Origin of the sequence: Streptomyces ficellus (assembly GCF_030406405.1) — a bacterium.
GTDB lineage: Bacteria > Actinomycetota > Actinomycetes > Streptomycetales > Streptomycetaceae > Streptomyces > Streptomyces ficellus_B.
In genome coordinates this window covers 106,368-118,320 of sequence record NZ_JAUEPL010000013.1, presented here as the reverse complement: position 1 = coordinate 118,320, position 11,953 = coordinate 106,368, and the positions used below count along the sequence as shown (strand labels likewise).

At 71.9% G+C, this 11,953-nt stretch carries 8 protein-coding genes; all 8 read right to left on the bottom strand.

The features are described from left to right. Positions 1-1,337: cytochrome P450 (locus QWM81_RS11945; protein ID WP_290111814.1), on the bottom strand; the 1,337-nt coding region annotated here is incomplete at its 3' end. Then, a complete protein-coding gene (locus QWM81_RS11940; RefSeq protein ID WP_290111813.1) occupies positions 1,334-1,954 on the bottom strand; it encodes a GTP-binding protein in 621 nt (206 codons plus the stop codon). The genes QWM81_RS11940 and QWM81_RS11945, both read right to left, overlap by 4 nt. After that, on the bottom strand, positions 1,935-2,330 hold the full coding sequence (locus QWM81_RS11935; protein WP_435372356.1) for a DUF742 domain-containing protein: 396 nt from the start codon (positions 2,328-2,330) through the stop codon (positions 1,935-1,937). Before QWM81_RS11935 ends, QWM81_RS11940 begins: the two co-directional genes overlap by 20 nt. After that, positions 2,327-2,734: a roadblock/LC7 domain-containing protein gene (locus QWM81_RS11930; protein ID WP_290111812.1), complete on the bottom strand. Its 408-nt coding sequence runs from the start codon at positions 2,732-2,734 to the stop codon at positions 2,327-2,329. Before QWM81_RS11930 ends, QWM81_RS11935 begins: the two co-directional genes overlap by 4 nt. After that, positions 2,731-4,440 carry a sensor histidine kinase gene (locus QWM81_RS11925; protein WP_290111811.1) on the bottom strand — a complete coding sequence of 570 codons (1,710 nt, stop codon included), beginning with the start codon at positions 4,438-4,440 and terminating at the stop codon, positions 2,731-2,733. The genes QWM81_RS11930 and QWM81_RS11925 overlap by 4 nt, the downstream gene beginning before the upstream one ends. Positions 4,441-4,638: 198 nt before the next feature. Next, positions 4,639-7,215 carry an aminopeptidase N gene (pepN, locus tag QWM81_RS11920; protein WP_290111810.1) on the bottom strand — a complete coding sequence of 859 codons (2,577 nt, stop codon included), beginning with the start codon at positions 7,213-7,215 and terminating at the stop codon, positions 4,639-4,641. A gap of 108 nt (positions 7,216-7,323) precedes the next feature. After that, the gene (locus QWM81_RS11915; protein WP_290111809.1) at positions 7,324-8,340 is read right to left on the bottom strand and encodes an aspartate-semialdehyde dehydrogenase; all 1,017 of its coding nucleotides are present in this window, start codon (positions 8,338-8,340) and stop codon (positions 7,324-7,326) included. 175 nt (positions 8,341-8,515) lie between these two features. Further along, entirely contained in the window at positions 8,516-11,830 is a 3,315-nt protein-coding gene (locus QWM81_RS11910; RefSeq protein ID WP_290111808.1) for a S8 family serine peptidase, read from the bottom strand. Positions 11,831-11,953 lie beyond the last annotated feature (123 nt).

The following is an 11,953-nucleotide window of genomic DNA, read 5'->3' as shown; positions in this document are numbered from 1 at the left end:
CCCGGCGGAGCTGCCGCCCGAGAGGCCGCCGGGACCTCGGCGGGCAGCGCCGCGGGCGGCCCGGCCTCGCGCCGGCCCGGTACGGCCGTGGCCGCCGTGACCGCGCTGCCGCCGGGGGTGAACGTCACCGGAAGCGCCACCAGGTGCCGCGACATCAGCGACGACGTCCAGCGCAGGTCCGCCTCCGGAACGCCCAGCTCCAGGTCGGGCAGCCGGGTCAGCAGCGTGTCGATCCCGGTGTCCGCGATCGCCCGGCCGATGTCCTGGCCCGGACACTCGTGCGGGCCGCTGCTGAAGGCCAGATGGGAGCGGTTGCCGTGCACCGGCTGCGTCAGGTCGGGCCGGATCTCCGGGTCGACGTTGCCGGCCGCCAGGCCCAGCAGCAGCATGTCCCCGCTCCTGATCCGCGCGTCCCCGAGCACGGTGTCGCCGGTGGCCCAGCGGCCCAGGACCGTGGTGAGCGGCGGCTCGTCCCACAGGACCTGCTCCAGGGCGTCGGGCAGCGTCATATGGCCACCGGACAGGCTGGCGCGGAAGCGCCGGTCGGTGAGCACCATCCGCACCGTGTTCGCGATGAGGTTGGCGGTCGTCTCGAAGGCGGCGATCAGCACCAGCCGCAGATGCTCCACGATCTCCTCGTCACTGAGCGCGGTGGGGTGCTCCAGCAGCCAGGAGGTGAAGTCGTGGCCGGGCGCGGCCTGCTTGCGCGCGACCAGCTCCCGCAGCGCCACCGTGACGTACTCATTGCTGGCGACGGCCGTCTCGGTGCCCCGCAGCATGTCGCGGGCGGCCGCGACGAGGCGCGGGCCGTACGAGTCGGGCGCCCCCACCAGCTGCGTCATCACCAGCATCGGCAGCGGCTCGGCGAAGTCCGCGACCAGGTCGCCCTTCCCCGAGTCGGCGAAGCCGTCGATCAGCTGGTCGGCGAACCGCTTCACATAGCGGCGCACCCCACGCCGGTCGAAGCGCTCCAGGGACTCGGTCACCGCGCGCCGCAGCCGCAGGTGCTCCGTCCCGTCCACGAAGTGGCACACCGGCTGCCACGCCGTCATCGGCGTCAGCGGGTGATCGGCCGGAACGCGCCCCTCCTTCATGTCGCGCCAGTGGCGCGGATCGCGGGAGAACCGTGACGGGGTACGGGCCACATCGAGGTTCTCGCGGTGCCCGAGCACCAGCCAGGCCGGGAGGTCGCCGTGTACGAGGACGGGGGCGACGCTGCCGTGTTCGGCGCGCAGCTTCTCGTACAGCCCCATCGGATCGGCCTCGGCCTCCGGGCCGTACAGCCGGTGCGCGGGGCACCCCGGCGGCGGGCCGGGCGGGTTCGGGGGAGTGGTCATGACGCCTCCGGGGTCACGGCGAGGGAGTGCAGGTAGCGCATCAACGTCATAAGGACGTCACGGCTGGAGTCGCGCCGCCGGGCGTCGCACACGACGAGCGGGACGGAACCGGGCAGGTCGAGCGCCTCCCGCAGCTCCTCCAGGGAGTGTTCGGGCGCGTCGGGGAAGGAGTTGACGGCGACGACGAACGGAACGCCGCGCTCCTCCAGCCTGCCGATCACATCGAAGCTGACCTCCAGGCGGCGCGTGTCCACCAGGACCACCGCGCCCAGCGCACCCTCGAACAGCCCGCGCCACAGGAACCAGAACCGCTGCTGGCCGGGGGTGCCGAAGAGGTACAGCACCAGTTCCTCGTTGATGCTGATCCGGCCGAAGTCCATGGCCACGGTGGTGGAGGTCTTGCGCTCCACGCCCGCCGTGTCGTCGACGCCGACCCCGGCCTGGGTCATCGTCTCCTCGGTGGTCAGCGGCCGGATCTCGCTCACCGAGCCGACCAGGGTCGTCTTGCCCACCCCGAAGCCGCCGACGATCACCACCTTGACCGCGGCGGCGGCCGTGGCGGGCAGCGCGTCCTCGAGCCGGGGCCCGGCGACTGGCTCAGAGCTTCTGAAGTCCATCGATCACTGCCTCAATCAATGCCAGGTCGGGGAGTTGGGCGGGAGCGACGGGCGCGCGCGCCAGCACATGCCCGGCGGTGAGCAGGTCGCCCACCAGTACGGTGACCACGCTCACCGGCAGGGCCAGGTACGCGGAGATCTCCGCCACCGAGAGCGGGGCCTCGCACATCCGCACGATCGCCGCGTGCTCCGGCTGCATACCGGGCTTGGCCCCCGACGCGGCCACGATGAGGGTGACCAGGTCGATGGGCGTGGCGCCTAACGAGCCGCTGCGGCCACCGGTGATCACGTAGAGCCGCTCCGGACTGGTGTCCTCCCAGTCGTGGCTCCCGGGACCCCCGCTGACCCCGCCGGCCTCGTGGCCCGGGTCGCTCACGCGGTCTGCCCTTCGCGGCGGGGCGGGCTGCTGAGATGCTCTCCGATCCGTGCCACCAGATCCCGCATCCGCTGCCCCATCAGACCGGCGTCGACGCCCTCGTCGGCCAGTACCGCGAGGTAGGCGCCCGCGCCGGCCGCCATCAGGTAGAAGAAGCCGCCGTCCATCTCGATCACGACGAGCCTCATCCGGCCCTGGCTGTGCGGGAGTTCGGACGCCACCGCGCCCGCCAGGCTCTGCAGCCCGGCGCAGGCGGCGGCCAGCCGGTCGGCGGTGTCGGTCTCCGCCCCGTACTGGGCGATGCGCAGGCCGTCCGCGGAGAGCACGATGACATGGCGGGTCTGCGGAACGCCCTCGGCGAGGTCCTTGAGCATCCAGTCCATGTCGGCCCGCTGCTGGCTCATGCCTGTTCCCCCTTGCTCGCCTCGGCCGGCGAGGCGTCGCTGGTCTGGTCTGCGCCGGTCTGGCCTGCGCCGGTCTGGTCCGCGCTGGTCTGGTCCGAGCCGGTCCAACCTGCGCCGGTCGGGTCTGCGCCGGCCTGTTCCGCGCCGGGCCGGTCCGCGCCGGTCTGCTCCGCGCCGGCCTGCTCCGCGCCGGGCTTGCTGTCGCCGGACAGGCCGCCCTGGAAGGCGGCCAGCCACATCCCGGGCTGCACCTGCGGCGCGGGCTCCGGCTCGGTGGCCGTCCGGGTGGTCGGGGCCCCGCCCGACGCCGTCGCGGGCGCGGCGGCCGCGGGCGCGGGTGCGGCGGGAGCGGTCGGCGGCGCCGTGACGCGGTTCTTGCGGCGCCGCTGCGGCAGCCCGTTGGCGGTCCGCTCGGTCACGACCGGCGCGTCGGGGTCGGGCTCGGGCGCGCGGGGGCCGCTGGCCGGCCGGGACGGCTCACGCGCGGCCCTCCGCGCGGCCGGCGAAAGCGCGCCCCGGGGCCCGGAGGCGGTGCCGATGCCGTGGGCGACGCCCGTCGCGGAGGAGACGGTGGTGATCAGGTCCTGCGGGACGACGAGGACGGCACGCACACCGCCGTACGCCGAGGAGCGCAGCGAGACCCGGAAGTTGTACGCCTGCGAGAGCCGGCCCACCACCGCGAGGCCCAGGCGCGGCGTCTCGCCCAGGTCGTTGAGGTCGATGCCCTCCTGGGCCTGGCGCAGCATCCGCTCGGCCCTGCCCCGGGCCTCCTCGCTCATGCTCACGCCGCCGTCCTCGATCTCGACGGCGATGCCCGCGGTCACGTCCACGGCGGTCAGGTGGACCTTGGTCTGTGGCGGCGAATAGCGGGTGGCGTTGTCCAGCAGCTCCGCCAGCGCGTGGATCAGGGGCTCGACGGCGGGGCCGATCACGGCCACCTCGGAGACCGAGTGGAGCTCCACGCGCTGGTAGTCGATGATCCGCGACATGGCGCCGCGCAGCACGCTGTAGAGGGGCACGGCCCTGCTCCACTGGCGGCCGGGCCGCGCGCCGCCGAGTACGGCGATGGAGTCGGCGAGCCGGCCGATCAGCGCGGTGCCGTGGTCCAGCCGCAGCAGATCGCCGAAGACGCTCGGACTGCGGCCGTGCCGGTCCTCCATCTCCCGCAGCTCCTGCGCCTGCTGGTGCACGATCGCCTGTACGCGCCGGGCGATGTTCACAAACGCCCGCTGCGCCGAGTCACGCAGGTCCTCCTCGGCGGTCACGGCCTCCACCACCGAGCGCAGCACGGCCCGGTGCGCCGCCCGGAACTGCGGCGTCAGCCCGGGGCCGTACGCGTCGGCGGCGTCCAGGGAGGCGAGGACGTCCTCCGGGAACTCGCCCTTGCGCAGCCGCGCCACGACGTCGGGCAGCAGCGTCTCGGCGAGCCGTACGGTCTCCGCCTCCTGCCGCTCCAGGGCCGTGCGCTGCTCGGCGACCGTGGCCCGCAGGCGCGCCACCTCGCGGCCGCGCCGGGCGGCCGCACCGCAGGAGAGCGCGACCGCGACGAACGCCACGGCACCGAGCCACGCGACCGGCATCCTGGCCGCCGCCGGGGCCAGGACCACGGCGGCGACGGTGCCCGCTGCTATCACGATGGCGGGTAACGCCCATAGGGCGGGTGAGGCGGGCCCTGGACTTCCGGGCGACGATCCCTCTCGAACCATCAGAACCCTCAAACGATCGTGAGCGAAAGATCAAAGGACATCGGCCGGGAAGCTTATCGGTTATGTGCGCGGCACTTGACAGAGGGTCAGAGTGTGGACGGGCCAAGGGGTTTGGAACGCGGAGGTGCCCCGGACCGATCCGGTCCGGGGCACCTCGCAGGGAGCCTGACACCCCCCTGCGCGCCGCCTGCGCGCCGCCTACGCGTCCGCCGCCTGTGCCTTCAGCGCGCGCTCGACACCGGCCCGGGACTCCAGGACCAGCCGCCGCAGCGCCGCGTTGGGCTCGGCGCTCGCCAGCCACGCGTCGGTGGCGTCCAGCGTCTCCTGCGAGACCTGGAGCGCGGGGTAGAGCCCGACCGCGATCTGCTGGGCCATCTCGTGCGAGCGGGACTCCCACGCGTCCTTGACCGCCGCGAAGTACTTCTCCGTGTACGGGGCCAGCAGCTCGCGCTGGTCGGTCTGCACGAAGCCGCTGATCACCGCCTCCTGCACGGCGTTCGGCAGCGCTGCCTTCGCATCCGACCCGGCGGACTCCACGACCGACGCCCACGCCTCGGCCTTGGCCTCCTCGGTCGGCCGGGCCGCCCGCGCGGTCGCCGCGTGCCGCTCGCCCGCCGCGGTCCTGTCCCGCTCGTACTCGGCCGCGATCTCCTCCTCGCCGTACACGCCCGTGGCCGCCAGCCGCTCCACGAACGCCCAGCGCAGCTCGGTGTCGACCACCAGGCCCTCGATCGACTCCCTGCCCTCCAGCAGGGCCGCCAGCAGGTCCAGCTGCTGGGGCGTGCGCGCCGTCGCCGCGAAGGCCCGCGCCCACGCCAGCTGGTGGTCGCTGCCCGGCTCGGCCGTGCGCAGGTGCGCCAGCGTCGCCTCCGTCCAGCGCGTCAGCGCCGCCTCGCGCCGCTCGGGAGCCGCGTACAGGTCCAGCGCCAGCTTCACCTGGCGGTGCAGCGACTGCACCACACCGATGTCCGACTCCTTGTCGATGCCGGACAGCACCAGCTCCAGGTAGTCGTGCGTGGCCAGCTCGGCGTCCCGCGTCATGTCCCAGGCCGACGCCCAGCACAGCGCGCGCGGCAGCGACTCGGTGAAGTCGCCCAGGTGCCGGGTGACGGTGCGCAGGGACTCCTCGTCCAGGCGCACCTTCGCGTACGACAGGTCGTCGTCGTTGAGCAGCACGACCGCCGGACGCGGCTTCCCGGCCAGCTGCGGCACGTCGGTGAGGTCACCGTCGACGTCCAGCTCCACGCGGTCCGTACGGACCAGGGCGCCGTCCTTGAGCTCGTACAGCCCGATCGCGATCCGGTGCGGCCGCAGCGTCGGCTCGCCCTTCGCGCCGGACGGCAGCGCCGGGGCCTCCTGCCGGACCGCGAAGGAGGTGATGACCCCCTGCCCGTCCACGGAGATCTCCGGGCGCAGGATGTTGATCCCGGCGGTTTCCAGCCATGCCTTCGACCAGGTCCTCAGGTCGCGCCCGGAGGTCTCCTCCAGTGCGCCCAGCAGGTCCGAAAGCCGGGTGTTGCCGTACGCGTGCCGCTTGAAGTACGCCTGCACGCCCCGGAAGAACGCGTCCTCGCCCACGTACGCCACGAGCTGCTTCAGCACGGAGGCGCCCTTGGCGTACGTGATGCCGTCGAAGTTGACCAGGACGTCGTCCAGGTCGCGGATCTCGGCCATGATCGGGTGCGTGGACGGCAGCTGGTCCTGCCGGTACGCCCAGGTCTTCATCGAGTTCGCGAACGTCGTCCACGACTGCGGCCAGCGCGAGCCCGGCGCGGCGGCCTGGCAGGCGATCGAGGTGTACGTGGCGAAAGACTCGTTCAGCCACAGGTCGTTCCACCACTCCATGGTGACCAGGTCGCCGAACCACATGTGCGCCAGCTCGTGCAGGATGGTCTCGGCCCGCGTCTCGTACGCCGCGTCCGTCACCTTCGAGCGGAAGACGTACTGGTCGCGGATGGTGACCGCGCCCGCGTTCTCCATCGCGCCCGCGTTGAACTCCGGCACGAACAGCTGGTCGTACTTGGCGAAGGGGTAGGCGTAGTCGAACTTCTCCTGGAACCAGTCGAAGCCCTGCCGCGTCACCTCGAAGATCGCGTCCGCGTCCAGGTACGCGGCGAGCGACGGGCGGCAGTAGATGCCCAGCGGCACGACCTGCCCGTCCTTCTCGTAGGTGCTGTGCACGGAGTGGTACGGGCCGACGATCAGCGCCGTGATGTACGTCGAGATGCGCGGCGTCGGCTCGAAGACCCAGACGTCGTCCTTGGGCTCGGGCGTCGGGGAGTTCGAGATGACGGTCCAGCCGGCCGGCGCCTTCACGGTGAACTGGAACGTCGCCTTCAGGTCCGGCTGCTCGAAGCTCGCGAACACCCGCCGAGCGTCCGGCACCTCGAACTGGGTGTAGAGGTAGGTCTGGTCGTCGACCGGGTCGACGAACTTGTGCAGGCCCTCGCCGGTGTTCGTGTACGCGCAGTCCGCGACGACCGTCAGCTCGTTGCGGCCCTGCCTCAGGTGCTTCAGCTTGATCCGCGAGTCCCGGAACACGGCGGCCACATCCAGCGCCTTGCCGTTCAGGGTGACCTGGTGGACGGCGGGGGCCACCAGGTCGATGAAGGTCTCCGCCCCGTCCTCGGCGGAGTCGAAGCGCACGGTGGTCACGGACCGGTAGGTACCGCCCTCCCGCGCGCCACTGAGATCGAGGTCGATCTCGTACGAGTCCACGGTCAGCAGCCGCGCCCGCCGCTGGGCCTCTTCACGGGTCAGGTTCGTGCCAGGCACCCGGTCATCTCCTCGTTGTGTGACGTTTCCGGTCATCCTTCCACGTACGCCGAAGGGCCGCCCCACCGTTATGGCGGGGCGGCCCTTCGGCGTGTGTACGCGCCGGCGTCAGCCCTTCAGCTCGGCCGCCACCAGCTCCGCGATCTGCACGGCGTTCAGCGCCGCGCCCTTGCGGAGGTTGTCGTTGGACAGGAACAGCGCGAGGCCGTTGTCGACCGTCTCGTCCACGCGGATGCGGCCCACGTAGGAGGCGTCCTTGCCGGCCGCCTGGAGCGGAGTGGGGATGTCGGACAGCTCCACGCCCTCGGCGTCCTTCAGCAGCTCGTACGCGCGCTCCACGCTGATGGGACGCTCGAAGCGGGCGTTGACCTGGAGGGAGTGGCCCGAGAAGACCGGCACGCGCACGCAGGTGCCGGAGACCTTCAGGTCCGGGATCTCCAGGATCTTGCGGGACTCGTTGCGGAGCTTCTGCTCCTCGTCCGTCTCGAAGGACCCGTCGTCCACGATCGAGCCGGCCAGCGGCAGCACGTTGAAGGCGATGGGGCGCTTGTAGACGCCGGGCTCCGGGTACGCCACGGCCTCGCCGTCGTGGGTCAGCTCGGCGGCCCGTTCGGCGACCGCCTTGACCTGGCCGTCCAGCTCCGCGACGCCCGCGAGGCCCGAGCCGGAGACGGCCTGGTAGGTGGTGGCGACCAGGGCGGTCAGGCCCGCCTCCTGGTGGAGCGGCTTGAGCACCGGCATGGCGGCCATGGTGGTGCAGTTGGGGTTGGCGATGATGCCCAGCGGGCGGTCCTTGACCGCGTGCGGGTTCACCTCGGAGACGACGAGCGGCACCTCGGGGTGGCGGCGCCAGGCGGAGGAGTTGTCGATCACCACGGCACCCTGGGAGGCGACCTTCTCGGCGAGCGCCTTGGAGGTGGCGCCGCCGGCGGAGAACAGCACGATGTCCAGGCCGGTGTAGTCGGCGGTGGAGGCGTCCTCGACGGTCACCCCGTCCAGCACGCTGCCCGCGGAACGGGCGGAGGCGAACAGCCGCAGCTCGTCGATCGGGAAGTTCCGCTCGGCAAGGATCTTGCGCATGACCGTGCCGACCTGACCGGTGGCTCCGACGATTCCGACCTTCACGGGGACTCCTCCGTACGTTTGCGGCCCTGGCGGCCTGGGTGCCGCACCCATGATGCGTCTGACCTGGCCCGGCTTGTCCAATTCATTGTCCGTGACGTGAGAAGCAGCACGCACGGTGACGCGAAGGGCGGGCGCCCGTGCCGGACGCCCGCCCTCACTCACCGTACGTACCGGGTTACGGAGTGACCTTCCCGATTAGGACGCTGCCGCTGCCCGCGGCCGTGCCGCGCGCCGTCACCAAGGACACCTCGCCGAAGAACTGCCGGCCCTCGGGGGCCGCACCGCTCACCAGCACCTCGGCGGCGACCTGCGCGGACGCGCCGCCGGCCAGCTTCACCGGCTTCGACTCGTCCACCTTCACCGTGCCGAGCGCGGAGGAGAAGTACACGTCCTTGTAGTCGTACGTGGTCGACCCGGCCGGGACCGCGTAACCGTCCACGACGATCGTGTACGTGCCGGCGGCCGGCTTCGCCACGCTGACGGACTCCTCGGAGTCGCCGTCCGCGGACTGTCCCACGACCTTGCCGTCCTTCAGGACGGTCAGGTCCAGGTCGGCGCCCTTGTCGGAGGTGTTGCCGATGACGACGTCGAGACGCTCGACACCCGCACCGACCTCGACCGTGCTGACCTGCTGCTCGTGGTTCTCGATGGTCGGCGCCGCCACCTTCACGGACCCCAGCGGGCCGCCCTTCAGCCTGCCGTCGATCGCGGCGAAGTTGTTGGTGACCGTCCAGTCCACCGCGGCCGGCGTGCCGATCTTCGCCTCCGGGACCGTCTTCACGGCCGGGTCGAAGGACGCGCCCAGCACCGCGACGTCCAGCTTGTACGGGTTGTCGAGCAGCGGCGACGTACGGCGCGACTCGACCTCGATCTCCCACACGCCCGGCTGCGGGTTCGCGTACGAGCGCACATCGGGGCGGCAGGTGTTCGCCGGGTTGGTGTAGTTCGCGTAGCAGGCGGTCGAGGCGGTCGACTCCGACGGCAGGCCGTAGGGGTGGATCGCGATGAACCGGGTCTGGCTGCCCTCGGCGAGACCGCCGAGCGCGACCTCCAGGGACCGCGCGCCGGCCGGGACCGTCACGAAGTGCGACCGGTGGCTGTTGCGCTGCACCGACCCCTCGGCCGAGACGCTGTACGAGGGCTTGGCGAGCTCCTCGGCGGCGACCACGGTGGTCAGGATCTGCTTGTCGATGCCGACGGTGCGCGGGTCGGTCACCTCCAGGATGGCGCTGTGGACCCCGGCCGTGCGCGGCTTGGCCGCGACCTTGAAGGTGACCGGCGTGTTCAGCGGCAGGTTCACGGTGTCGTCGCCGACGATCCGGAAGGTGCGCTCGTGGTTGTTCTCGAACCACAGCTCGTGCCGGATGGGCCGGTCGGCGCCCGTGGTGCGGGTGACGGTGACCTCGTAGACCTTCTCCTGGCCGGGCTTGAGGCCGCCCTCACGGTCGTACAGGCCGGTGCCGGAGCCGGGGGTCTTCAGGAACTGGTCGATCGCGGTGTCGACCGGCGCCTTCACACCGTACTCGTGCGCGGTGGCGCCCCGGAGGATCTCCTTCCAGGCGTCCACCACATTGAGCCGGCCCGCGCCCTGCTCGTGGGCCTGGACGCCGGCGATCCGGTCGGCCTGGCTGACGATCGCGGTGCGCAGCTTGGCGGGCGTCACGTCGATGCCCCGCTGCTTGGCGGCGGACAGCAGCAGCGCCATCGCGCCCGTCGCCTGCGGCGCGGACATCGAGGTGCCGTTGAGCATGGAGTAGCCGGCCGGGAGGCGGTAGCCCGCCTCGGCGACCGCGCCGCCGGGTGCCCAGGTCTGGGTGGTGTTGATCGCGGAGCCGGGCGCGGAGATCACCGGGGTGAACCCGCCGTCCTCGCGCGGACCGCGGGAGGAGAAGGGGAACATCGCGTACGGCTTGGCGACGGCCGAGCCGTAGTTGGCGGCCCAGGTCTCCTTGGAGATCGCGGCGCCGACGCTGACGACCTTGTCCGCCAGGGACGGGTCGCCGATGGTGTTGACGCCGGGGCCGCTGTTGCCGGCCGAGATGACCAGCTGGACGCCGTAGGTGTCGATGAGGCGGGTGTAGAGCGCGGCGCGGGCGTTGTTGCCGTCGTTCAGCGCCGGAAGGCCGCCGATGGACATGTTGACGATGTCCACACCCCGGTTGACGACGAGGTCGATCATGCCCTCGGTCAGCGCGATGTTCGTGCAGCCGCCGCTCCAGGTGCAGGCGCGCGAGGAGACCAGCTTGGCGCCGGGCGCGGCGCCGTTCATCTTGCCGCCGAAGAGGCTGTGGGCGGCGGTGATGCCGGCGACGTGCGTGCCGTGCGAGCCCTCTATGACACCGATGTTGACGAAGTCGGCCTTGGCGCCCGCGCCGTTGTGGACGACGTCCTTGCGGACCTCCACCACGAACGGGATGCGCTCGGCGACCTCGGTGGCCGGGTCGTCGGTGCCGAAGTAACCGATCTGGAAGCCGTCCTTGTACGGCTTCATCGCCTCGTCGTCGCCGAAGTCGGCGTTGCCGTTGAGGTCGACGCGGACGGTGCCGGCGGCCGGGTCGTACAGCACGCCCCACACGTCGGTGGTGTCGCCGTCCCGGTTGAGGTCGCCGTTCATGTCGCCGCCCTTGGTGGCGGCCTCGGCGAACGCGCTGTACTTGTACGAGCCCGCGGGCGCCGACCAGGTGCGGCCCCCCGCCGTGAACGTCGGGCCGGAGACGGCGAAGTCCATCCGGCGCCAGGTGCCGTCACCGTCGTTCACCGGGTCGGTGGCCGTCACCCAGTCCACGATCTTGCGCTCGCCGGTGGTGGTCTTCTGGAGCGCCGGGTGGCCCAGGTCGATGCCCGAGTCGAGGATGCCGATGGTGATGCCACGCCCGTCGGCGGCCGGGTTGCCGCGGACGAAGTCCACCGCACCCGTCTCGTGGGACGGGTTGTACGGGTTCGCCGCCGGGGTGTCCTTGCCGGGGCCCGGGTAGGTGGTCGCGGTAGTGAGGGTCTTGGCGCCCTCGGCCCGGTCGGCCGCGGGCGTCGGGTCGTCCAGCAGGATCTCGTGCTTGAGGTCGATGCCCTGGACGCTGGACAGCTTGGCGGCCGCGGTCATCGCGTCGCCCGCCTCAGCGGTGGGCACGGTGGCGCGTACGTAGCCCAGCTTGTCGTACGTCTGGCCGACCGTGCCGCCCTTGACCGCGTCCAGCTGGCGCGCGACCTGCTCGGTGGCGCCGGGAGCCGTGGCCACCATCATGGTGATGTTCTTCTCGCCCCTGGCCTCGGCCTCGGCGAGCAGTTCGGCGTCGTCCGAACCGATCTTGCGCTCCGCGGACTTGGCGGGCTCGGGGGCCGTGGGCCCGGCCGGCGGCGTGTCCGTGGGAGCGGAGAAGGCGGGGGCGGCGCCGGCGGCGACGAGTGCCGCCACCATGCCCGCGGCGGCCGCGATACGGGCCGCGCGTCTCACCCCGGGTATGGGGCTGGGGGGTTCGAGGGTCATCTGCATCCCTGTTTGTGAAAGGAAGGGTCCGGAATCCGGTGCCGGATGACCGCTCACCCTGTCGTAAGTGACAGGGTTTTGTGGAGGGTTGTCGGAGACGGGATGCGGTCATGGCGTACATCCGCCACT

Bases quoted from the DNA above. Each gene is read 5' to 3' on its own strand.
- QWM81_RS11940 (WP_290111813.1), bottom strand. From the start codon at position 1,954: ATGGACTTCAGAAGCTCTGAGCCAGTCGCCGGGCCCCGGCTCGAGGAC.
- QWM81_RS11930 (WP_290111812.1), bottom strand. From the start codon at position 2,734: ATGAGCCAGCAGCGGGCCGACATGGACTGGATGCTCAAGGACCTCGCC.
- QWM81_RS11925 (WP_290111811.1), bottom strand. From the start codon at position 4,440: ATGGTTCGAGAGGGATCGTCGCCCGGAAGTCCAGGGCCCGCCTCACCC.
- QWM81_RS11910 (WP_290111808.1), bottom strand. From the start codon at position 11,830: ATGCAGATGACCCTCGAACCCCCCAGCCCCATACCCGGGGTGAGACGC.